At 69.9% G+C, this 20,938-nt stretch carries 18 protein-coding genes; 5 read left to right on the top strand and 13 right to left on the bottom strand.

Features of this window, described 5'->3' with window-relative positions:
- Positions 1-49 precede the first annotated feature (49 nt).
- The 6 genes from ASE12_RS18255 to ASE12_RS18230 all read right to left on the bottom strand — a co-directional run bounded on the left by ASE12_RS18255 (position 50) and on the right by ASE12_RS18230 (position 7,121).
- Positions 50-2,566 carry a hypothetical protein gene (locus ASE12_RS18255; RefSeq protein WP_056403973.1) on the bottom strand — a complete coding sequence of 839 codons (2,517 nt, stop codon included), beginning with the start codon at positions 2,564-2,566 and terminating at the stop codon, positions 50-52.
- A gap of 67 nt (positions 2,567-2,633) precedes the next feature.
- The gene (locus ASE12_RS18250) at positions 2,634-3,506 is read right to left on the bottom strand and encodes an oxygenase MpaB family protein (protein WP_056403971.1); all 873 of its coding nucleotides are present in this window, start codon (positions 3,504-3,506) and stop codon (positions 2,634-2,636) included.
- Positions 3,507-3,545: 39 nt separating this feature from the next.
- The gene (locus ASE12_RS18245; protein ID WP_056403969.1) at positions 3,546-4,490 is read right to left on the bottom strand and encodes an alpha/beta hydrolase; all 945 of its coding nucleotides are present in this window, start codon (positions 4,488-4,490) and stop codon (positions 3,546-3,548) included.
- A 94-nt stretch (positions 4,491-4,584) separates the two neighbouring features.
- Positions 4,585-6,279, bottom strand: coding sequence for a DEAD/DEAH box helicase (locus ASE12_RS18240; protein ID WP_056403967.1), 1,695 nt, complete (start codon positions 6,277-6,279; stop codon positions 4,585-4,587).
- A complete protein-coding gene (locus tag ASE12_RS18235; RefSeq protein ID WP_369797230.1) occupies positions 6,269-6,538 on the bottom strand; it encodes a DUF3039 domain-containing protein in 270 nt (89 codons plus the stop codon). The genes ASE12_RS18240 and ASE12_RS18235 overlap by 11 nt, the downstream gene beginning before the upstream one ends.
- Before the next feature lie 34 nt (positions 6,539-6,572).
- Positions 6,573-7,121, bottom strand: a complete 549-nt coding sequence (locus ASE12_RS18230) for a YqgE/AlgH family protein (RefSeq protein WP_056403962.1) — start codon at positions 7,119-7,121, stop codon at positions 6,573-6,575.
- A gap of 63 nt (positions 7,122-7,184) precedes the next feature.
- On the opposite strand from ASE12_RS18230, the gene ASE12_RS18225 reads away from it, so the two are divergent.
- Complete coding sequence (locus ASE12_RS18225; protein ID WP_056403959.1) at positions 7,185-7,934, top strand: MerR family transcriptional regulator; 750 nt, start codon at positions 7,185-7,187, stop codon at positions 7,932-7,934.
- Positions 7,935-8,004: 70 nt separating this feature from the next.
- Here ASE12_RS18225 and ASE12_RS18220 read toward each other — a convergent pair whose 3' ends face one another.
- Positions 8,005-8,520, bottom strand: coding sequence for a hypothetical protein (locus ASE12_RS18220; RefSeq protein ID WP_056403957.1), 516 nt, complete (start codon positions 8,518-8,520; stop codon positions 8,005-8,007).
- 141 nt (positions 8,521-8,661) lie between these two features.
- Here ASE12_RS18220 and ASE12_RS18215 point away from each other — a divergent pair, with 141 nt between their 5' ends.
- Positions 8,662-9,312, top strand: a complete 651-nt coding sequence (locus tag ASE12_RS18215; protein ID WP_056403954.1) for a TetR/AcrR family transcriptional regulator — start codon at positions 8,662-8,664, stop codon at positions 9,310-9,312.
- 73 nt (positions 9,313-9,385) lie between these two features.
- On the opposite strand, the gene ASE12_RS18210 is transcribed toward ASE12_RS18215, so the two are convergent.
- Genes ASE12_RS18210 through ASE12_RS18200 form a run of 3 tightly spaced genes read right to left on the bottom strand, consistent with a single transcriptional unit; the run spans position 9,386 to position 11,845 of the window.
- Positions 9,386-10,423 carry a DUF3048 domain-containing protein gene (locus ASE12_RS18210; protein WP_056403951.1) on the bottom strand — a complete coding sequence of 346 codons (1,038 nt, stop codon included), beginning with the start codon at positions 10,421-10,423 and terminating at the stop codon, positions 9,386-9,388.
- Positions 10,424-10,477: 54 nt separating this feature from the next.
- A complete protein-coding gene (locus tag ASE12_RS20280; protein ID WP_162255526.1) occupies positions 10,478-10,837 on the bottom strand; it encodes a histone H1-like repetitive region-containing protein in 360 nt (119 codons plus the stop codon).
- Between the two features lie 3 nt (positions 10,838-10,840).
- The gene (locus ASE12_RS18200) at positions 10,841-11,845 is read right to left on the bottom strand and encodes an OmpA family protein (RefSeq protein WP_056403949.1); all 1,005 of its coding nucleotides are present in this window, start codon (positions 11,843-11,845) and stop codon (positions 10,841-10,843) included.
- Between the two features lie 109 nt (positions 11,846-11,954).
- Here ASE12_RS18200 and ASE12_RS18195 point away from each other — a divergent pair, with 109 nt between their 5' ends.
- Both ASE12_RS18195 and ASE12_RS18190 read left to right on the top strand, forming a co-directional pair.
- On the top strand, positions 11,955-16,511 hold the full coding sequence (locus ASE12_RS18195) for an ATP-dependent helicase (RefSeq protein ID WP_056403947.1): 4,557 nt from the start codon (positions 11,955-11,957) through the stop codon (positions 16,509-16,511).
- The gene (locus tag ASE12_RS18190; protein ID WP_056403943.1) at positions 16,504-17,283 is read left to right on the top strand and encodes a DNA-formamidopyrimidine glycosylase family protein; all 780 of its coding nucleotides are present in this window, start codon (positions 16,504-16,506) and stop codon (positions 17,281-17,283) included. Before ASE12_RS18195 ends, ASE12_RS18190 begins: the two co-directional genes overlap by 8 nt.
- On the opposite strand, the gene ASE12_RS18185 is transcribed toward ASE12_RS18190, so the two are convergent.
- Both ASE12_RS18185 and ASE12_RS18180 read right to left on the bottom strand, forming a co-directional pair.
- Positions 17,280-18,317: a hypothetical protein gene (locus ASE12_RS18185; protein ID WP_056403940.1), complete on the bottom strand. Its 1,038-nt coding sequence runs from the start codon at positions 18,315-18,317 to the stop codon at positions 17,280-17,282. The two genes, ASE12_RS18190 and ASE12_RS18185, sit on opposite strands and share 4 nt — an antisense overlap.
- A gap of 111 nt (positions 18,318-18,428) precedes the next feature.
- Positions 18,429-19,904 carry an NAD(P)/FAD-dependent oxidoreductase gene (locus ASE12_RS18180; RefSeq protein WP_056403937.1) on the bottom strand — a complete coding sequence of 492 codons (1,476 nt, stop codon included), beginning with the start codon at positions 19,902-19,904 and terminating at the stop codon, positions 18,429-18,431.
- 108 nt (positions 19,905-20,012) lie between these two features.
- Between ASE12_RS18180 and ASE12_RS18175 the strand changes: the two genes are divergently transcribed.
- Entirely contained in the window at positions 20,013-20,633 is a 621-nt protein-coding gene (locus ASE12_RS18175) for a vitamin K epoxide reductase family protein (protein WP_056403933.1), read from the top strand.
- On the opposite strand, the gene ASE12_RS18170 is transcribed toward ASE12_RS18175, so the two are convergent.
- Positions 20,630-20,920 (bottom strand): 4a-hydroxytetrahydrobiopterin dehydratase, encoded by a 291-nt coding sequence (locus tag ASE12_RS18170; protein ID WP_056403930.1) that lies wholly within the window; start codon positions 20,918-20,920, stop codon positions 20,630-20,632. The genes ASE12_RS18175 and ASE12_RS18170 overlap by 4 nt on opposite strands.
- Positions 20,921-20,938: the final 18 nt, after the last annotated feature.

Genomic DNA, 20,938 nt, shown 5'->3' with positions numbered 1-20,938 from the left:
GAAAGTCTCACGTCATGGGCAACGCGCGACCCGCGCCGATGCTTCCCGGCTAGCTGATCTTGGTCACCTTGCCCGTCGGGCCGAACGTCACGGTGCGGGTGACCTGCGTCCCGGCGGCGTTGCGTGCGCAGTAGGTGAACGCCGTCGCGAGCCGCGTGTGAGGCTGACCGGCCTTGAGCAGCACGTTCTGCACCGTGGTGCCGATCGGGATGCCCTTGATGACGCTCTCGGCCTTGATGGCCCGGGAGTCCCGGCACGCATCGTTCGTCACGCCGACCGCACGCTCCCACATGTCGAGGTACGCCTCAGCGCCTCGCGCCATGTCGTCGGCGATCTCCTGCCCACCCTGCTTGCGCAGGTCCTCGATCCAGTCGGGATAGAGGCCGTAGTGCGCGACGCCGTCGACGTTGATGTCGTACGTCCGCTTGCCGCTGACCTGCTTGTCGATCGTGACGCCGCCGAGACCGGTGAACGGGTAGGTCACCTTGTCGGGGGCATCCGCGCCGCGCGGGTTGCCCTGCGCCCCGAGACCGTTGATGTCCGCGCCGTAGCCGAAGCCGAAGTAGTAGCGCGGGTCCGCCCAGGTCAGGTGCTTGCGCCACTTCTCGACGAAGCCTGCGCTGTCCCCCGCGTACGGCGTCACGACACCGCCGAGCTCGTAGATGCGCGGGTACGCGTCGGGGGTCGCCCACGAGTGGCTGGACACGACGCCGGGATACTTCAGCTTCTCGGCGAGGTCCAGCGACGACTTCCGGGCCACGACACTCATGTGGTCGGGGTCGAAGATCATCTTGCGCTTGGCCATCTCCTCGATCGTGTGGTCACCGAGGTTCGTGAGGCCGCGCGCGTTGCAGTGCGGTCCCGAGGCGTACAGCGGCAGCTTGATCGGCACCGCCAGCCCGGCGATCGCGCCGAACAGCGCGTCCTGCTGCGGCGCGACGGACGGCAGCGCGAGCTGGTCCTTGTCGTGCACTTCGGGATCACTGCCGTCGGGGCACTTGCGCATGTCCCAGAACGACCCGGTCTCGAGGAAGTTGGCGGCGTTGATCAGAGGGGCGGCGGTGCCGGTGTCGCCCGCCACGCCGGCGAGCGCGTTGTCGAACTTGTTGACGAGCTCCATCTGCCGCACGCCGAGCGCCTGCACCTCGTCGAGCTGCTTGTCGATCGAGGCTGAGGTGCACTGCGGCACGTCGAGCTTGCTCGAGCAGCCGAACAGCGCGCTGGTCTCGATGCCCATGACGACCGCGAGCTTGCCCTGGTTGATGACCTGGCGCGCCTGGAACGGGTCGGTCACGATGCGGTACCAGCCCTTGCCGGGGCCGCCGCTCTGTGCGTCGATGTAGCGCTCGAGCTTGCGCATGTCGGAGGCCTGCAACCGGATCGAGTCCATGTCGTTGCACGAGTTGCGCTTCAGCGGGTAGAGCAGGCACAGCTGGTCGTTCTCCACCAGCAGGTTGACCAGGATGCGCTGGCCGCCGCGCCACGACCGCTCGAGCCACTTGTAGTAGGTGCCCTCGTGGGTCAGCGAGTCCGGTGCCGGCCAGTCCTTGAACGTCGGCCAGCCGACGGTGTCGTGCGGCTCGATCGTGCCGCCCTTGAGGAAGTTCTCGAGCACCGCGCCGCTGCCGCCGGTGAGCTCGTGGTCGATGCAGTCCTTGAGCGCGTACGCCACGCCGTACGGGTGCCACGGACGACCGCAGTGCACGTCGCCGCCGAGGAACTCGAACGCCATGCCGTGCGTGTGCGCGTCGAGGTAGCCGCGCACCTCCTGGTAGGGCGTCGTGCCCGCGAACGGGTTGCCGGTGACGTTGACGTCGACCTCGGGCCACGCCGCGCAACCGCTCGTCAGCCTGAGGTTGAACGGCGCGGCGGTGCCGTTGACCAGCACACCGGTCGACGAGCGGCCGAGCGAGATCTTCTTCGCCGGCAGGGTGAACGTGAACGTCGAGCCGGTCCTGGTCACGGTCCAGTCGGACATCGTGCTGGGGTTGAGGTGCGGGTTGGGCCGGGCCAGGGTGCTCGCACCGAGGTACGTCTTGTCGGGGCCGAACAGCAGGTAGGTCCCGAGGTCGGTCGCCTGGAAGTGGAACGGCAGCGCGCCCGTGAGGGAGGTGCCCGTGGCGCCGTAGCCACCGCCGTCCCGCACGACCCACTTGCCAGTCGTCGCGGACTGCAGGGCGTAGCACCCGCCTGCCATGGCGTAGCGGTCCTGCGGCACGGCCGCTCTCGCTGCGGGCGAGGCCGTGGGCACGAGCGTCGGGTCCGGCTCGTCACGCTGCGCCGTCACGCCACCGAGGTGGTCAACCGCCTGCGTGAGGGTCGTGGGGTCGGCGGTGTCCGCCGACTGCGGCGCGCGGGAGATCGCGTTCTTGGTCGCCGGGTCGTTGTGCGTGTGGGGCTTCGACTCGTCGATCACGCCGCCGCTCGCGGTCGCCGCCTGGGCCGGCCGGTCGTGGAACTGCTGCGCCCAGCTCGCGTAGGCGGGGAACGAGCCCATCGTGACGGCGATCGTGGTGACCGCGACCGTGATGGGCCAGAAGTGACGGTGGCGTGAGACCGGCCGCATGAAGCCTCCCAAGTTACTTGGGAGTCATAACGAGACGTGCGTCACGAAAGTCACGCGGATGTCCAACTCAGGCGACGTCGTCCATCTGCGGCATCGTCGAGGGGAAGGTGCCGAGGCGCTCCACCATGAATCCCCCGGGGTAGGACTTGATGCGCTTGAGGTCGCGGGCGTACTGGGGCTTGCGGCGCGGCGGCATGAACCGCTCGACGTGACCTCGCAGCCGCAGGCCACCGCGGGCCAGCGTCACGACGAGGCGTGACGGCTTCTCGTAGCCGAATGCTGCGAGCAGCGCGTCGTCCATCAACGCCCGGCTGAACACCTCGACCGGCTTGGCGAGAACACGTGGATAGAACGAGACGAGCAGCTCCAGCGTCGCGTCGGCGACCGCGCGGGTCTTGGGATCGGGCGCGAAGTGCTCCGCCTCGTACGAGTCCATCAACTCCTCGAACCCGGCGAGATCCCGCGGGATGTCCTTGATGCCCATCAGTGCGCCGAGCCGCTGGTAGTACCTGACGCCGGCGGTCACCTCGCCCTCGCCGGGCTTGCGCCAGCCGTAGTCCTGCAGCCATCGGTGCGGCACCACGACGAACGTCGCCAGGACGTAGCGCAGGTCGTCGTTGGAGATGTCGTAGCTGCCGTGCATCTGGTTCATCCGGCGCACAGCAGCCCGGCCGTCCTGCGACTCCATGCCGTCGACGAGCACGGACTCGAGCACCAGCGCGGTGTCGTCGTGGCGCTTCTGGGTCCGCTCGGTGAACTCCCCCGTGTCGTACAGCAGCCGGCCGATCGACGGCACCGCGTACGTGCGGAACAACGCGAAGCTCAGCGCCTGCTGGTAGTCCCAGGGGAACTCGTGGTGGAGGCCGATCCGCGCGATCTCCTCGTACTGGGTCTCCGGGTCGAGCTCGGCGATCCTGCGTTGCCAGTGGTCACGTCGCATGGCCTGACGTTACCGTGACAGCGACACTGTCACAATGCCTCAGAGCGTGCGGTCGAGGTAGTCGACGATGTCGTCGAGCGCACGTCTGGCCACCGGCACGACCCCCGGCAGGCTCATGAATCCGTGGATCGCTCCCGCGTACTCGGCGTACTGCACCGGCACGCCCGCGGTCTCCAACGCGTCGCGATAGCGGGCCCCGTTGTCGAGCAGCGGGTCCAGCTCGGCCGTCAGGATGAACGCCGGGGGCAGGCCGGCGTGCGACGCCGCCCGGATCGGCGACGCCCGGAAGTCCTCGTCGCCGTACCGCTCCCCCATGTAGAGCCGGGCGAAGGCGCGCATGTTCTTCGACGTGAGGACGGGCGCCTCGGCGTGACGGTCCTCGGACGGGAAACGGTCGTACATCTCGGTGCCCGGATAGATCAGCACCTGCGCACGGATCGCGGGCCCGCCGGCGTCGCGCGCGAGCAGCGCCAGCACAGCGGCGAGGTTGCCGCCGCCGCTGTCACCCATCACGGCGATGCGCTCTGCGTCGATGCCCAGCTCGTCGGCGTGCGCGACGACCCACTCCAGCGTCGCCCAGCAGCTCTCGACGCCGGCAGGGAACGGGTGCTCAGGCGCCAACGCGTACGTGGGCGAGATCACGACGGCCTGGTTGCGTACGGCGACGCGGGTCGTCAGCCACTGCGACTGCTCGGGGTTGCCCTGCACCCAGCCGCCGCCGTGGAGGTTGATGACGCAGGGCAACGGTGCTGTGGCCTCGGCAGGGCGATGGACGAGCGCGCGGGACCCGGCGCCGACCGTGATCTCCTCGACGACGGCACGGGAGTCGGGCCGCCCGAAGACGTACCGGCCAGGGAGGGAGCGTTGCAGCTTGACCCGCTTGGCCCGGTGCGCCGGGAGGTCGACGACGTCCTCGATGCCCTTCTCCGCGAGGCCCAGCAGAGCTGCGAACGCGCGCGTACGCAGCGCCATCGTCGAGGTCACGCCCGCGAGCGTAGCCGTTCGGTCCCCGGCGCACCCGGCGAGCCGTACGCTCGGTGGCACCGGAGAGAGCGAACCGCGGCTCCCGCTGGTTGAGCTAGCCGGAGGCCTTGAGCGCCCAGGCACGGATGGCGTCGATGCGCTCCTGCAGCTGCGCTGCCGACGCCTGCGCCGCCGGGGGTCCGCCGCACTGCTGCCGCAGCCGGCTGTGCGTCACGCCGTGTGGCGCGCCCGTGCGGTGGTGCCACGCTCCGACGAGGGCGTGCAGCTCACGCCGCAGCTCGCTGCGCTTCTCGAACGCGACGTCGGCCTCCGGCGCAGACGCGTCCTTGGACTTCGCCTTGGCCCGCTTGGCCCGCGACGTACGCAGGAGCTCGGCGACCTGGTCGTGGTCGAGCAGTCCCGGTATGCCGAGGAAGTCCAGCTCGCCGTCGTCGTCCGACAACGCGTCGTAGCCGAACTCGCCGCCGTCGTAGACGAGCCGGTCGAACGAGGCGTCGCTGCCGAGTGCGCGGTACTCGCCCAGCTGGTCCGAAGCACCCTGGTCCTCGTTGGCCTTGGCCATCAGCTCGGCCTCGGCGGCGAACAGGTCCTCCTCGTCCTTGACCGGCCGGCCGATGACGTGGTCGCGCTGCGCCTCGAGGTCGGACGCGAGCTGCAGCAGCCGCGGCACGCTCGGCACGAAGATCGAGGCGGTCTCGCCCTTGCGCCGGGCACGGACGAACCGGCCGACCGCCTGGGCGAAGAACAACGGGGTCGAGGTCGTGGTGGCGTAGACGCCCACGGACAGGCGTGGCACGTCGACGCCCTCGCTGACCATGCGCACGGCGACCATCCACGGAGTCATGCCGGCGGAGAACTCAGCGATCCGCGCACTGGCGCCGGCCTCGTCGGACAGCACGACAGTCGGCACCGCACCGGAGATCTCGGCCAGCACTGCGGCGTACTGCCGCGCGGTGTCCTGGTCGCTCGCGATCACCATGCCGCCGGCGTCCGGGACGTCGCGGCGCACCTCCATCAGGCGGGTGTGTGCCGCGGTCAGCACCTCAGGAATCCAGGAGCCGTTGGGATCCAACGCCGTGCGCAGCGCCTGCGCCGTCGCCGCTCGGTCGAGGGGCTCACCGAGCCGGGCCGCCACCTCGTCGCCGGCACGCGTGCGCCAGTGCATCTGGCCGGAGTAGGCCATGAACAGCACCGGCCGGACGACGCGGTCCTTGAGGGCCTGGGCATAGCCGTAGGAGTAGTCGGCGATGCTCGTCATCGTGCCGTCGTGCTGCGGGGCGTAGGTGACGAACGGGATCGGGTTGTCGTCGGAGCGGAACGGCGTGCCGGTGAGCGCGAGGCGCCGCACGGCGGGATCGCACGCCTCCTGGACGGCGTCGCCCCACGACAGCGCGTCGGCGGCGTGGTGCACCTCGTCGAGGATCACCAGCGTGGCCCGGTGCTCGATGCGGGCCCGGTAGGCGTTGGGATTGACCGCGAGCCCGGCATACGTGACGGCGAAGCCCTGGAAGTCCTTGCCGAGCACGCCCTGACCGGCCAGCGACGGGTCGAGCGTGATGCCGATGCCGGAGGCGGCGAGTGCCCACTGGGTCTTGAGGTGGTCCGTGGGCGTGACGATGACGACCCGCTCGATGACGCCGCGGGCGAGCAGGTCGGCGGCGATCGTCAGGGCAAAGGTCGTCTTGCCGGCGCCCGGCGTGGCGACAGTGAGGAAGTCGCGCGGTTGCGCGCGCTGGTAGAGCTCGAATGCCTCACGCTGCCAGACCCGGAGGTGCTGGCTACGCGTCACCCGAGGGGTCCCCCTCGTCGCCGTCTTTGAGGCTCTCCCAGATGTCTTTGCACTCGGGGCACACCGGGAAACGCTCCGGATCACGGCTCGGCACCCACACCTTGCCGCACAGTGCGACGACGGGATGACCCATGATCATCGCCTCGGTCAGCTCGTCCTTGGGGACGTAGTGCGAGAACTTCTCGTGGTCACCCTCTTCGGTGCGCATGTCGGTGCGCTCGTCGACAACCGTCTGAGTACCTCGCCCGAAGAAAGCCACGTGCCCAGTCTAACGAGTCCTCAGGACACGCGGGTCAGTTGGCGGAGGGGTCGTCGGGGAATGTCGTCCAGAACCTCACGTCGTTGTCCTGGCGTCGCAGCACCTCGCGCCAGAGCGTCTCGGGCTGCGGCGAGATGAGGTCCGAGTCGTACGCCTCGACGACCAGCCACGCCCCCTCGTCGAGCTCGGCCTCGAGCTGCTCTGCGCCCCACCCGGCATAGCCCGCGAACACCCGGATGCCGGCGAACTCGCCGTTGCCGGGCAGCGGTCCCTCGAGGTCGACGAGACCCACACGACCGGCCATCTGGCGCCAGCCGATGGGCGGCGCGACGTCGGCGATGACGCCGAGCGCCAGCGCCGAGTCCATCGCGACCGGCCCGCCGTCGAACAGGCACACGGGTGCGTTGACGAGTCCGGCCCAGTCGGGCAGGACGTCGTCGACCTCAGAGTCCAGGGGGCGGTTGAGGATCACGCCGAGGGCGCCGTCGGCGTCGTGGTCGAGGACGAACACGACGCTGCGCATGAACGGGCCGGACTCGATGGCCGGCGTGGCCACCAGGAGCTTCCCTCTCAACGTGTCCATGCCTCCATGATGCCCCCTGCCACCACGCCACGCTCGCAACTCGGCGCCCCCTATGATTCCTGCATGCCAGAGGATGCAACGGGCGGCGAGGAGTACACCGTCGACGAGCTCGCTGCGCGGGCCCAGATGACGGTGCGCAACGTCCGGGCGTACGCCGGGCGCGGCCTGATCGACGCGCCGCGGCTCGAAGGGCGTACGGGCTACTACAACCGCGAGCACCTGCAGCGGCTCCAGCTCATCCGTCAGCTGATCGAGCGCGGCTTCACGCTCGCGGCGATCGAGAAGGCGATCCTCAACGCACCCCACGCGGCCGGGCACACGCTCGACCTCATCGCGATCCTCGACCAGCCCGATACTGCTGAGCCCGAGACCATGTCGCGCGACGACCTGGCTGCCTTGGCGGGCGTGCACCGCGACGACACCTTGATCGAGTCGCTGGTGGGACTCGGCCTGGTCGAGAAGCTCGGCACCGACGAGGTCCGGCTGATCGAGCCGGCCGTCGTACGTTCGGGCGCCGCCGCCGTCAAGCTGGGCCTCGCACCCGAGACCGTCATCGCCCTGTTCCCGTTGCTGCAGTCGCACCTGCGCACGATCGCGGACGCGTTCGTGCGTGAGGTCGTCAAGGAGCTCGTGCAGCCGTTCGTCGACGCGGGGCTGCCGGAGGACGACTGGCCGCAGGTCCTCAACGTCGTCGAGAGCCTGCTGCCCATCGCGAGCCAGGTGACCCTCGGCATCTTCCGGTCGGAGTTCCGCGACGCGATCGAGGTCGAGGTCGGCGAGCAGATCACCGGGCTGGCGTCGAAGCGCTCCTGAAAAGACACAACCCCGCCTGGCGCCCTGAGGGAGGGCGGCGCCAGACGGGGTGGTCCTGGTCCGGAGGGACCTACGCGGCGATGACGCTGCGCAGCTTGGCGACGAGTCCCGTGCGGGGCTCCTCGTCCACGATCTCGGTGTCGGTGTCGACGACGGACTCACGAGCGGAGTCCATGATGCGGCGACCGTGACCCGTGAGGTCCGGGTGGTCCATCGGCACGCCGGCCGATGCGGCCAGGAACGCCTGCTCCTTGGCGAATGCCTTGGCGAGCGCGGGTTCCTGGAGATGGGCGTCGAGCAGGGCGCGTGCGCCGGGCATCTCTGCGGCGGCGTTGACCCATGCGGTGACGGCCATCAGCTCGGGCGTCTCGACGCTCTCGCTGACGAGGCGGTCCAGCTGTCCACTGAGGCGCTGGAACCAGGCCATCTGGAGATCGAAGAGGAGCTCGGTCTCGTTCGCGAAGGCGTTGCGGCCCGCGTCGACCGTGTCGAGCAGTTCGGTGAGTGTCAGGTCGCGGCGCCGATCGGCGATCGCGAGCAGGTCTCGGAGTGTTTCCTTGCGACGGTTGTAAGCATCCCAGGTCATGGTGTGCTCCTTTCTGTTCCCGTCGATCGAGAGTTCCATACTCTCGGTACGTACTCTTAGTATGTTCGAGACTCGGTCGAAAGACAAACCCTCGGTATGTGATTCGCCCCACGAGGGGTCTCGGGCCGTAGACTGGTCGTCATGCCACATCACGCACGCGTGACGAAGACCGTCCTGCGCACCGCGCGCAAGACGACGCGACGCCAGGATTACTCGTCCAGCACCAAGCGCGCCCTCCTCGAGAGCGCGACCACGTTGTTCACCGACCACGGCTACGCCGGGACCTCGCTCGACGAGGTCGTGGCCGCTGCGCGGGTCACCAAGGGCGCGCTCTACCACCACTTCCCGAGCAAGCTCGCGCTGTTCGAGAGCGTGTTCTTCCGCGTGCAGGAGGCCACCGCCAACGACGTCGAGAAGGCGATCAACGCCTCCAAGGACCCGTGGGAGCGAGCCCAGATCGGCCTCGAGAAGTTCCTCGAGGTCTGCCGCGAGCCGCAGTTCCGCCGCATCTGCATGCAGGAGGGCCCGGTCGCGCTGGGACACGAGCGGTGGGCCGAGGCCGAGCGCGCCTCCTCGTTCGGCATCGTGCAGCGCACGGTCGATGACCTGCTGGCCGACCTGGGCGGCGGGGGCGAGCTCAACGAGGCCTTCGGCGCGGTGTTCTACGGCGCGATCCGATCGGCGTCCGAGTTCGTCGCCGACGCGGAGGACCCGGATGCCGCGAGCGAGCACGTCCAGGCCGCCATCGGCACGATCCTCGCCGGTCTGCGGCTGCTTCCCTCGATCGACTGACCCGCGCAACCGCTCACTGAGCCGCGCAACCGCTCCTTGAGCCGCGCAACCGCTCCTTGAGCCTGTCGAAAGGTCAGCCGAGCGTGACCTTGCCGTCGCCCTTGGGCACGAGCTCGAAGAACACCTTGCCCGGGTCGATCGTGTAGGGCTGACCGGCCTTGGTCGAGAACGTGATGGACTCGTCGAGGCTCGGCTTGTGCCACTCGACCTCGGTCACGGTGCTGCCGTGGAACACCAGCGCCCGGCCCTTGCCCTCGAACTTGGTCTCAGGCACCGGGTTGCCGGCCGGATCGGTGTAGCCGGCGTCGCCGACGCGGCAGAACATCACGATCATCGTGGTGGCCTTGAAGTCCTGCCCCGCGGCGGCATGCCCGTTGGTCCGCTGCCAGGTGCCCCCGGCCAGCTTCCAGCGGGTCGTGGTCGAGTTGGAGAAGCGTACGCTCGCGGCCCGCGTGGTCTTGTGCCGCGGCGGTGCCGGGGTCGTGCCGCTGGGCGCCGGGGTCTTGGCGCTCGACGTGCGGGGGGTCCACGGCAGGTAGGGGCCCAGGATCTTGGTCGCCTTGGCCTTCTTGGCGACGGTCTTGAGGTTGATCAGACGGTTGTAGGGCCGCACCTTCGACGGGTCGCTGCTGAAGCCCGGCGCGCCACCGTCCTCGGAGAAGACCGTGACGCCGGCTCGTTCGACCCGCCGGTATGTTCCGGCGGCGCCGCCGGATGCCACGACCTGGCCGCCGACCGGTGAGGCGATGCCGATGTCGGTGTCGCGCAACGAACGCACGTGGCCGATCTTGGACGGCAGGTTGGAGTAGTAGAACGCCGCCAGGCGGGTCAGGCCGCCCTCGACCAGCTCCTCCATGACGAGGTCAGCCTTGTTGAGGCCGTACTGCGGGGCGCCGCCCTCGGTGTTCTCCACCTTGACGACGAACACCGGGTTGGCCGGCCGACCGTGCGGCATCGGCCGCCCGGTCAGCGGCGAGATCTCGACGAGCTTCTCGGCGGTGCCCTTGGTGGCCTCTGGCTTGCCCGGGTCCTTCTTGCCGTCCGACGACGACGAGCAGGCGGTCAGGGTGAGAGCCGCCGCGGTGACCGCGACGAGCAGGCGCAACTTCATGCCGCCAGCATGCCCCATCGAGGGTGGCACTCGGCGTACCGCCACGGCCTGTCGTCAGGTGTCGTCGGGGTCGCGCGGCGGCGCTGCCTTCTTCGCGGCCGGACGCTTCGCCGGCGTCTTCTTCGCGGCGGCCTTCTTCGCCGCCGCCTTCTTCGCCGGCGCCTTCTTTGCCGGCGCCTTCTTCGCCGGTGCCTTCTTCGCCGCCGCCTTCTTCGCCGGCGCCTTCTTGGCGGGAGCCTGCTCGGCTGCGGGCTGCACCTCGACAGGCTCCGGCTGCGGAGCCGGAGGTACCTCCGCGGGCACCTCGACGCTCCGACGCAGCCTCAGCTCGCGAGCGACCCAGCCGAGGACGAAGCCCAGGACCGCCGCGAGCAGCAGCCAGACGACGATCTCGCCGATGGTGTAGGTCGACATGGCTCAGGCCCCGTTCACGACGAAGTCGACGCGGCGGAACTGCTTCGTCCACGGATTCAGTGTGCGGCTGTCGGACGCGAACGTGCGGGTGCTGACTCGCGCCGGGCTGATGCCCGCCCGGACGAGGTACGCCTTCACGGCCGCCACGCGAGCCATGGCGAGCAGCTCACCCGCTGCTGGATCGCGCGGACCCGCGTGGGCACCCGCCTGGATCGAGATGCCGGGGTTGCGGCTGAGCGCGTCGGCGACCAGGTCGAGCACGCCCTTGCTGCGCGCACGCAGGCTCGCGGAACCCGAAGCGAAGTAGACCGTCGCCGCGTTAAGCACCCTCGCGTCCGCCGCCGACAGGGAGCCCGGTCGTATCTCGAGGCGCTCATCGATGGTGAGGTCCGGCGCGGCTCGGGCGACCAAGCGGCGTACGTCGTCGGCCCCCGCACGGCTCTCGATCGAGCCGGACAGCTCGAGCGTGCCGGACCCGTCGATCGTCAGCCCGAGCTTCTTGACGCCCACGATGTCGCCGAAGACGTCGGGCAGCTGGGCGATCCAGGGCGCGCCGCCGACCGCGGGATCGATCGTCAGGTCCCCGGTGACCGGGACCGCGAAGTCCTCGGCGACCCGCGCCTTGATCCCGGCCGCGGCGTCTGCGTCAGGCACCGTGCCGCTGATCGTGATGCCGGCTCCGGTGTGCCTGAGCTCGAGTGTCGGGGTGGTGTCAGGTCGGTCCAGCGTCGCGGCGTCGTCGACGTCCGCCCAACGGACGCCGTGGATGTCCTCGACGATCCGCTGGGCCCGGCCCAGCTCGTCGGCGCTGCCGCCGCTGAGCGTGGCCTCGCGTCCGTCGAAGGTCACGCGAACCCCGTCGAGGCCCGCCGAGGCCAGTGCCCGCTCCGCCGTCGTCTGCAGGTCGTCGGCGGAGGCTTTCGAGCCGAGGAACGCGCCCCCGGTGATCACGACCAGGAGGACGATCCCGACCAGCGCGGCGATGCCCTTGAGCCGCTTCTCCGACACTCCCGCTCCCCTTTGCTGGACGCCCGGACCAGTGCTCAGACTATCCGGCCCGAGCCTCCCGTCCGGGCACTCCCGGGCGCATGTCGGTGGTGGCTGCGACGATGGGACGATGACCGGCACGCTCGACCGTTTCGCCCCCGCCACCCGGCAGTGGTTCGACGAGTCCTTCGACGCGCCGACGCCGGCACAGCTCGGTGCGTGGGACGCGGTCGCCGGCGACGAGCACGTCCTGGTGGTCGCACCGACCGGGTCCGGCAAGACCCTCGCGGCGTTCCTGTCCTCGATCGACCGGCTCATGCACGCCGGCGAGTCCGAGGGCACCCGCGTCCTCTACATCTCCCCGCTCAAGGCCCTGGCGGTGGACGTCGAGCGCAACCTGCGTTCGCCTCTCGTCGGCATCACGCAGGCCGCGGCGAGGCGTGGCGACGAGTTCCGTGAGGTCACGGTCGGCGTACGCTCCGGCGACACGCCTCAGCGCGATCGCCGGGCGCTCGTGACCCATCCGCCCGACATCCTGATCACGACGCCTGAGTCGCTGTTCCTCATGCTGACCTCGGCGGCTCGCGAGACGTTGCGGACGGTCGAGACCGTCATCGTCGACGAGATCCACGCCGTGGCCGGCACCAAGCGTGGGGCGCACCTGGCCCTCTCGCTCGAGCGGCTCGACGCGCTGCTCGAGCGGCCGGCCCGTCGCATCGGGCTCAGCGCGACGGTGCGCCCGCACGACGAGGTCGCGCGCTTCCTGGGCGGGGCCGCCAGGGTCACCGTCGTCGCCCCTGAGTCACCTGCGCGCCTGGCCCTCGAGGTCGAGGTGCCGGTCGACGACATGACCAGCATCCCCGCGCCGCCGCGCGACGAAGGCAGCGCGGCCCGCGGCATCGACGACGAGCAGCCTCGAGGCAGCATCTGGCCGCACGTCGAGGACGCCATCATGCGGCGGGTGCTCGAGCACCGCTCGACGATCATCTTCGTCAACTCCCGTGGCGTGGCCGAGCGGCTGACCGCGCGTCTCAACGAGGCGTACGCCGATCACGTCGGCGCCCAACCCGTCGGGGCCGGCGCGGGGCGGCCACCGGCCCAGCTCATGGGCGGCAGCGCACAGACCCGGCCGTCTCAGGAGGACGGAGAGGTCCTGGCCCGGGCCCACCACGGATCGGTCAGCAAGGAGCAACGTGCGCTGATCGAGGACGAGCTCAAGACCGGCCGGCTGCGGTGCGTGGTGGCGACCTCGAGCCTCGAGCTGGGCATCGACATGGGCGCGGTCGACCTGGTCATCCAGGTCTCCTCCCCACCCTCGGTCGCCAGCGGACTGCAGCGGGTCGGCCGTGCCGGTCACCAGGTCGGCGAGGTGTCCCAGGGCGTCACCTTCCCGACGTCCCGCCAGGACCTGCTCGGCGCCGCCGTCACGACCTCGCGCATGCAGCAGGGCCTGATCGAACGCCTCGACATCCCCGCCAACCCGCTCGACATCCTCGCGCAGCAGACCGTGGCGGTCACGGCGCTCGAGCCGGTCGACGTCGAGGAGTGGTTCGACACCGTACGCCGCAGCGCCCCGTTCGCGACGCTGCCGCGCTCGGCCTACGACGCGACGCTCGACCTGCTCGCCGGTCGCTATCCCTCCGACGAGTTCGCCGAGCTGCGGCCACGGCTCGTCTGGGATCGCGATGCCGGCACCCTGACCGGGCGTCCCGGCGCCCAGCGCCTCGCCGTCACGAGTGGCGGCACCATCCCCGACCGGGGCATGTTCTCGGTCAACCTCGCCGCGGGCACCGACGACTCCGGCGCGAGCCGCAAGGTCGGTGAGCTCGACGAGGAGATGGTCTACGAGTCGCGCATCAACGACGTCTTCGCCCTCGGTGCGACGAGCTGGCGCATCCAGGAGATCACTCACGACCGGGTCATCGTCACGCCGGCGTTCGGGCAGCCGGCACGGTTGCCGTTCTGGAAGGGCGATGCCGTCGGGCGCCCCTATGAGCTCGGTGAGGCCATCGGCGGCTTCGTCCGCGAGGCGGCCAACCTGTCGCCGGCCAAGCTCGCGGAGCGCACATCGGCCCTCGGCCTCGGGCGCCAGGCGTCGGACAACCTCGCGGCCTATCTGCGCGACCAGAAGGACGCCACCGGCCAGGTGCCGTCCGATCGCACCCTCGTGGTCGAGCGGTTCCGCGACGAGCTCGGCGACTGGCGGGTCGTCCTGCACTCGCCGTTCGGCCGGCGCGTCCACGCGCCGTGGGCACTCGCGATCGGCGCCCGCATCGTCGAGCGGTTCGGCATGGACGGATCCGTCGTGGCCAGCGACGACGGCATCGTTGCGCGCATCCCCGACACCGAGACCGAGCCCCCCGGCGCCGACCTGTTCGTGTTCGACACCGACGACCTCGGCAAGATCGTCACCGAGGAGGTCGGCAGCTCGGCGTTGTTCGCGTCGCGATTCCGCGAGTGCGCCGCGCGGGCTCTGCTGCTCCCCCGCCGCAACCCGGGCTCCCGGGCACCGCTGTGGCAGCAACGCCAGCGCTCGGCCCAGCTGCTCGACGTCGCGCGCAACCATCCGACGTTCCCGATCCTGCTCGAGACGGCCCGCGAGTGCCTCCAGGACGTCTACGACCTGCCGGCCCTGATGGCCCTGACCAAGCGGCTGGCCTCGCGCGAGGTGCAGATCGCCGAGGTCACGACCGAGCGCGCGTCCCCGTTCGCCCAGAACCTGTTGTTCGGCTACGTCGCGGCGTTCCTCTACGAGGGCGACACGCCCTTGGCCGAGCGCAGGGCGTCGGCGCTGACGCTCGACCCGACCCTGCTCGCCGAGCTGCTGGGTCGCGCCGAGCTGCGCGAGCTGCTGGATCCCACCGTGATCGAGCAGACCGAGCTCGAGCTGCAGCGGCTGACCGACGACCGGCGAGCCAAGGACATCGAGGGCGTCGCCGACCTGCTCCGCATGCTCGGACCGCTCACCACCGCAGAGGTGGCAGCGCGGCTCCAGCCCGACGTGGCCGACCATGCCGCCACGTGGCTCGGCGAGCTGCAGGCGGCGCGGCGCGCGATCGAGGTCGCCATGGCCGGCGAGGTGCGCTGGGCCGTGGTCGAGGACGCCGGCCGGCTCCGCGACGCCCTGGGCGTCGTCGTGCCGATGGGCGTTCCCGAGGCCTTCCTCGAGGTCACCGCCGACCCGCTGACCGATCTCATCTCGCGCTTCGCCCGCACGCGTGGGCCGTTCACGACCGACGAGGCAGCCGCTCGTTTCGGGCTCGGCAGCTCCGTGGCACTCCAGGTCCTGCGCCGGCTGTCCCGCGACGGCCGGCTGACCGAAGGTGAGTTCAGGCCTCAGGCCACCGGCACCGAATGGGTCGAGCCCGGCGTCCTGCGCCGGCTGCGCTCACGTTCGCTCGCCGCCGCGCGCCACCAGGTCGAGCCCGTCGACCCGCTGACCTACGCCCGGTTCCTGCCGTCCTGGCAGGGCGTGGGCGGCAACCTCCGCGGTCCCGACGGGGTGCTCACCGCGATCGACCAGCTGGCGGGGCTGGCCCTGCCGGCATCAGCGTGGGAGTCGCTGGTGCTGCCTGCCCGCGTCCGCGACTACTCCCCGGCGATGCTCGACGAGCTCACGACCGCCGGTGAGGTCATGTGGTCGGGAGCCGGCACCCTCCCGGGCAACGACGGCTGGGTCCAGCTGCACCCGTCCGACCTGGTGCTCCGCGCCGCCGGCACGACCCCACCCGAGCCCGACTCGCTGCAGGCCACGATCGCCGAGGCGCTCGACGGTGGCGGCGCCTTCCTCTTCCGCCAGCTCGCCGACGCGGTCGGCACCGACGACCACGGTGCACTCGCCGAGGCCCTGTGGGACCTCGTGTGGTCCGGCCGGGTCAGCAACGACACGTTCGCCCCCGTCCGTACGCTCGTGGGCCGCGGTGGCGCGCACCGCACGACGCGGCCGACCCCGAGAGCCCGCATCCACGGTCGGCGCGCCCGGTCTCCCCGCGTCGCGCTGCAGGGCCCGCCGACCGTCAGCGGCCGCTGGTTCACGCTGGCCGAGACGACGAGCGACACCACGAGCCTCCAGCTCGCCCGCACCGAGTCCCTCGTGGGCCGTTACGGCGTGGTGACCCGCGGCTCCGTCATGGCCGAGCAGACCCCCGGCGGGTTCGCCGGCGTCTACCGCGTGCTGCGCGAGCTGGAGCAGACGGGCGCCGTGCTGCGCGGCTACTACATCGAGACGCTCGGCGCGGCCCAGTTCGCCGCACCCGCCACGGTCGACCGCATGCGTGGCCACGCGACCGACGACGACCGGCCCAGCGACGCTGCTGCACTCACGCTGGCCGCGACCGATCCCGCCAATCCTTACGGTGCCGCGCTGCCGTGGCCCGAACGCGCCGTCGATGACGAGGGCACCCGACACCGGCCTGCTCGCAAGGCCGGATCGCTCGTCGTCCTCCACGACGGCCGCGTCGTCGTCTACCTCGAGCGCGGCGGTCGCAAGGTGCTGGTGTTCGACGACGATCCCGCACGGCTGTCGGCCGCGGCCACCTCGCTCGTCGGCACGGTGCGCGCCAAGCGCATCAGCCGTCTGACGATCGAGACCGCCGACGGCCGGCCGGTCGCCTCCACGGCGTTCGGTGAAGCCCTGCTCGAGGCCGGCTTCGAGCGCACGATCAAGGGCCTGCGCCTCGATGCCTGAGGGTGACACCGTCTGGCGCGCGGCCCGCCACCTCCACGAGGCGCTGGCCGGCCGCGAGCTGACCCGCACCGACTTCCGCGTGCCGGCCTACGCCACGGTCGACCTCAGCGGCTCGCGGGTCGACGAGGTGGTCAGCCGCGGCAAGCACCTGCTGATCCGGACGCCCGAGCACTCGATCCACTCGCACCTCAAGATGGAGGGCGCCTGGCACGTCTACCGGCTCGGCAGCCCATGGCGCCGGCCCGGCCACACCGCACGTGCCGTCCTCGAGAACGACGAGTGGCAGGCCGTGGGCTACTCCCTCGGCATCCTCGAGGTGCTCGCCCGCGGCGACGAGGAGTCGGTCGTCGGCCACCTCGGCCCCGACCTGCTGGGCGGCGACTTCGATCTCGACGAGGCGACACGGCGAGTGGCCGCCGACCCCGCCCGCGCGGTCCATCTCGCCCTCCTCGACCAGCGCAACGTCGCGGGATTCGGCAACGAGTACGTCAACGAGCTGCTGTTCCTGATGGGCCTCCTGCCGACCCGTCCGGTCGGTGAGGTCGCCGACATCCGCCGGGTCATCGCGCGGGGCCAGAAGATGCTCGACGTCAACAAGTCACGGATCGAGCGGTCGTTCACCGGCAGCGCCCGGCATGGTGAGGAACGCTGGGTGTACGGCCGCGAGCGAGCGCGTTGCCGCCGCTGCGGCACGCCGCTCCGCAGCGGCACGCTCGGCGATCGACCCACGACCGAGCGCAACACCTTCTGGTGCCCGCACTGCCAGACCTAGAGCTTGCCGATCGCCGCGCGCTCGTCCTTCAGGCCGGCCAGAAGCCGCTTGTCGACGTGCGCGAAGAAGATGTCGGTCCACGACGGGCTCGCCTTGAGGTCCTTCGACTTCTTGAGCTCCGGCGCCACCTTCAGGACGGCCGCGCGATCCGCCTTGACCGCAGCCTTCCACGCCTTCCGCTCCTTGGCCTGCCTCTTGTCGATGCCGTTGTTGCCGACGGTGCTGGCCGTCTTGCGGATGAAGGTGTACGACGCGAGGCTCGTCCTGACCGTCGACGCGTACGACTTCGCCAACGTGACGCAGGCCCGGCCGTACGACGTGGCCTCGCAGTCCTTGGACTTCAGCAGGGCCAGGGTCTTGCGCTGCTCCTTGAGCGCTCGGATGCGCAGGTCCGCGTACTTGTTCTTCTTCTTGGTGATCGACGAGATGCAGACCTTCTCGCTGCAGGTGACTCCCGGCTCGGAGCCAGTTCCCTTCATGAGGTACTTCTCCGTGTCCTTCCACAGCTTGTTGGGCTTGACCGCCGAGGTGTTGTAGGCGATGTTCCAGCGGCAGTCGCGCTCCACCTGCGCCAGCGTCTTGGATGCCGTGCTGACGTAGGTGGCCACCAGCTTGGCTCGCCGTTCGGACCGGTCACCCGCGTCGCTGTACTTCGAGCTCACCTTCGCCATGAACCCGCTGTCACCCATGGTCGGCAGGCGTCGGGCTGCGTCAGCAAGGTCCTCACGGGCGGCAGCGACGGCGTCACAGCCCTTCTTCTGCTTGGCGAGTCCCTTGGCCGACGAGGTGTCCTTGCGCAGGTAGGTGTCCACCGGCAGCTTGGCCGTCGCAGCCAGGAGGACGGCCTTGTCCTTGGCCTTCCAGGCGGCGTACGCGTCGTCGTAGTCGGACGCCTTGCCGTTCGCCGCCGACGCCGCGTACAGGAACGAGCCGACGATCAGTGCGATCACGACGACCAGGACCGCCGCGAGGACGATGAGCAGCCGTCGGCGGCTGGTGGGCTGGTTCGGTTCGGTCGTGGCAGTGTCGGTCATGCGGTCCCCCGGGCACCTGGTCGTGACGACACGCCAGAGGAGGTGCGATCCCCCGACGCGCAGCCACCATCATGGACTGCCCGCAGACATGCTGGCGCACCACCCCCGCGTTCAGGCGGGGACGGACACCTTCGCCTTCTCGAACACCATGTCCTGCTCCAGGTCGGTCCGCTTCATGTCGTACGAGTCGAGCAGCCAGTTCTGGCGGATCGTCCACGGCGAGCTGGTGCCCTGCTGCGGCAGCAGGTCGGCCACGCGCGTGACGTAGCCCGACGTCAGGTCGAGGATCGGCCGCGCCTGGCCCGCCGCGCCCGCCGGATCGGGCATCCCGAACGCGTAGCCCTTGGCGTCGAGGTGGTTGAGGTACTGGCACACGTACTGCGACGACAGGTCGGCACGCAGCGTCCACGACGCATTGGTGTAGCCGACGCACCACGCCATGTTGGGCACGCCGCTGAACATCAGGCCCTTGTAGACGTAGACGTCGTGCGGGTCGATGCGCCGGCCGTCGACCTCGATCTCGAGCTGGCCGAACGCGACGACCTGCAGGCCGGTCGCGGTCACGACGATGTCGGCGTCCAGGTGCTCGCCGGAATCCAGGTCGATGCCGTTCGGGGTGAACGTCTTGATCGTGTCGGTCGCGATCGACGCCTTGCCCCTGCGGATCGCCCGGAACAGGTCGCCGTTGGGCACGACGCACAGGCGCTGGTCCCACGGCTTGTAGCGAGGCGTGAAGTGCCTCATGTCCGACCCTTCGGGCAGCTGCCGCTTGGCGCGGCCCAGGAGCAGCTTGGTCGCAGCAGTCGGGAACCGCCGGCAGAACTGGTAGAAGCCGATCGTGACGATCGCGTTCTTGCGGCGGACCGCACGGTGGGCGAGCTTCGCCGGCAGCACCTTGCGCATGAGCTGGGCGAGCTTGTCCTCGGCCGGCAGCGTCGTGATGTACGTCGGGGAACGCTGCAGCATCGTGATGTGCTCGACGTCGTCCGCCATCGACGGGATCAGGGTCACCGCCGTCGCACCGCTACCGATGACCACGACCTTCTTGCCCGCGTAGTCCAGGTCCTCCGGCCAGAACTGCGGGTGCACGACCCGGCCCTCGAACGAGTCCAGGCCGGGGAACTCCGGCTGGTAGCCCTTGTCGTAGTTGTAGTAGCCGCTGCAGAGATAGAGGAACGAGGCGGTCTGCACCACGGTCGTCCCACCGACCTGCGAGGTGACAGTCCAGCGTGCGTCGTCGGACGACCACGTTGCCGAGACCACGCGGTGGCCGAACTGGATGTGGTCGGCGATGCCGAACTCGTCTGCCGCGTCACGGATGTACTCGCGGATGTGCTCACCGTCGGCGATCGACTTGCGGTTGGTCCACGGGCGGAACGGGAAGCTCAGCGTGTACATGTCGGAGTCCGAGCGGATGCCCGGGTAGCGGAACAGGTCCCACGTGCCACCGACGGCCTCGCGCGCCTCGAGGATCGCGTACGACTTGCCGGGGCACTGCTCCTGGAGCCGGTATGCCGCGCCGATTCCGGAGAGTCCTGCTCCGACGATGATGACGTCGACGTGCTCTGGGCTGGTGTGCGCGCTCATGGTGACCTCTCACATACTGTTGGTATGCCAAAAAGCGTAACCCAAATAATCGGGTTACGCCAGTGATCGGTCCGTGTGGAGTTGCCCACTCACCCTAGGATCACCGTTATGACCGATCTGATCGACGACGTCGACACCACCGACGAGAACACCCTGGCGAGCCGGGGACTCGGGCTCCTGCTGACGATCGGCGGTGCGATCGGGCTGTTCTCCGCCGCGAGGCTCATCATCGAGAAGGTCAATTATCTCCAGGACCTCGCTGACGGCAAGCCGGGCAGCACGTCGTGCGACATCAACCCCATCGTCGGCTGCGGCAAGGTCATCAACACCGACCAGGCCTCGGCATTCGGCTTCCCCAACCCGATCATCGGGGTGGCCGGCTTCGCGATCGTCGTGGTGATCGGCGTCCTCGTGCTGGCCCGGGTCGCGCTGCCGAAGTTCGTGTGGCTCGGCCTCCAGCTCGGCGTCATCTTCGGGATCGCGTTCGTCACGTGGCTGCAGTACCAGAGCATCTACGAGATCCACGGCCTGTGCCCCTACTGCATGGTGGTGTGGACCATCACGATCCCGATCTTCGTCTGGGTGACCGCGCGCAACCTGCGGGCGTACGCGCCTCACAACCCCGTCTCCCGGATCGTGACCGAGTGGACGCTGCTGATCAACATCCTCTGGTACGTCGCCGTGATCTCCGCGATCTGGTTCAAGTTCGGCAGCGACCTCTGGGCCTAGGCGACGGCCCCCGCCACCCGCTCGAGGACGTTCGCGAGCTGGATGTCGCGGCCGGTGACCCCGCCGACATCGTGGCTGCTGAGCCGGATGTCGACCCGGTTGTAGACGTTGGTCCACTCCGGGTGGTGGTCCATCTCCTCGACCGGCCCCGCAGCGCGGTTCATGAAGCTGAGCGCCGCGCGGAAGTCCGCGAACTCGTACGTCCGGACGATCGCCTCGCCCTCCTGTGACCACCCGGGCAGCGACTCGAGGGCTTCTTCGATCTGTGCATCAGTGAAGGTCGACATGCCTTCGACGATACGTCG

The organism is Aeromicrobium sp. Root236 (genome assembly GCF_001428805.1).
GTDB lineage: Bacteria > Actinomycetota > Actinomycetes > Propionibacteriales > Nocardioidaceae > Aeromicrobium.
Note: the sequence above shows the minus strand (reverse complement) of the source record. Positions and strands in the feature narration are given on the sequence as shown.